Source organism: Bombilactobacillus bombi, from assembly GCF_013607485.1.
GTDB lineage: Bacteria > Bacillota > Bacilli > Lactobacillales > Lactobacillaceae > Bombilactobacillus > Bombilactobacillus bombi_A.
Genome location: NZ_SCHP01000126.1, coordinates 1 through 1,272, shown reverse-complemented (window position 1 = coordinate 1,272; position 1,272 = coordinate 1). Strand labels below are relative to the sequence as shown.

2 protein-coding genes are annotated in these 1,272 nt (G+C 32.7%); both read left to right on the top strand.

Annotated features, from left to right (window positions below):
* The coding region (locus EQ827_RS08745; RefSeq protein WP_181190591.1) for a WecB/TagA/CpsF family glycosyltransferase at positions 1-620 on the top strand (620 nt) is incomplete at its 5' end.
* Positions 621-687: 67 nt separating this feature from the next.
* On the top strand, positions 688-1,272 hold a 585-nt coding region (locus tag EQ827_RS08740), incomplete at its 3' end, for a hypothetical protein (protein WP_219912694.1).

Below are 1,272 nucleotides of genomic sequence, written 5' to 3'. Positions count from 1 at the left end.
CCTTCATTGTAACTGCTAATCCCGAAATCGTCGTTTATGCATATGACCACCCACAATTTAAACATCTGATAAAACAAGCAGATTTCATAACTCCAGATGGTATTGGTGTGATCAAAGCTAGTCAGATGATTAAACAGCCCCTTGAGCAAAGAATTACTGGATTCGATACACTTACTAGTTTACTAGAAATTGCCAACGATAGAAAACTTAAAGTTTATTTGTTAGGAGCAAAACCGGCTATTATTAAACAAACAGTGGCTAATATTCAAAAGCGTTATCCCCACTTACAGTTAGTAGGAGCTCATGATGGCTATTTTAAGGAAGAACAGCCAATTGCTGCGGAAATTCAGGCCTTACAGCCCGACATTGTTGCTGTAGCCTTAGGTTACCCTAAACAAGAAGAATTTATTGCTCGTAATCGTCATATATGTCCCGCAATTTGGATTGGCGTCGGCGGCAGTTTTGATGTATTGTCGGGAAGTGTTAAACGTGCGCCGCAAATTTTTCAAAAACTTAATTTAGAATGGCTTTATCGCTTTTTAAGTCACCCTTCGCGCCTGAAACGTTTTAAAAACTTGCCCCGCTTTATTTATTTAGTCAAAAATGACTCCAAACACTGAAGGTATTATATTTTAAATTAATATTTATAAAAATTAAACATTATACAAAAAGCTAGGGGGAATCGCGGTGGTAACATCAAATAATAATAATAAACTAACTAAACTAGGAACCATTTTAATAATGGTTTTTAAATGCTTATTTTTATTTTTAACTTTATTTACAATAATTTCTGTCTTAATTGTCAAAAAGCAATATATTCTTTTTGGTATAGTAATTTTTATTGCACTAACAATTTTAGCTGTTGCTGGTAGCAAGATTAATACTTTACCTCATTTTAGTCTTTTTATTTTTCTTTTTACTTTATTCTTAGGAATAATTACCATTTGGTTATTAAAAACACCCATTGAATCGGATTTTAATGTCCAATATCTTGCAGCCAAAGCTTTAAAAAATGGTAATTTTATTTTTCAAAATAACTCTTACTTTGAACGTTGGCCTTATCAGTTGGGATTATCAATTTACGAGTCCTGGCTATTGCGATTAGTTAATTCGTCTAATTTTTTACGTTTTTTTAATGTAATAACTATTGCAGGAATTACAGTATTAATTTATCAAATCGCCCAAAAGATTACCACTGAACCTGCAGCACGCCTGGCGGCCCTTTTATATAGTATCTTTTTAACTCCTTTAACATATTGTGCAGTATTAACT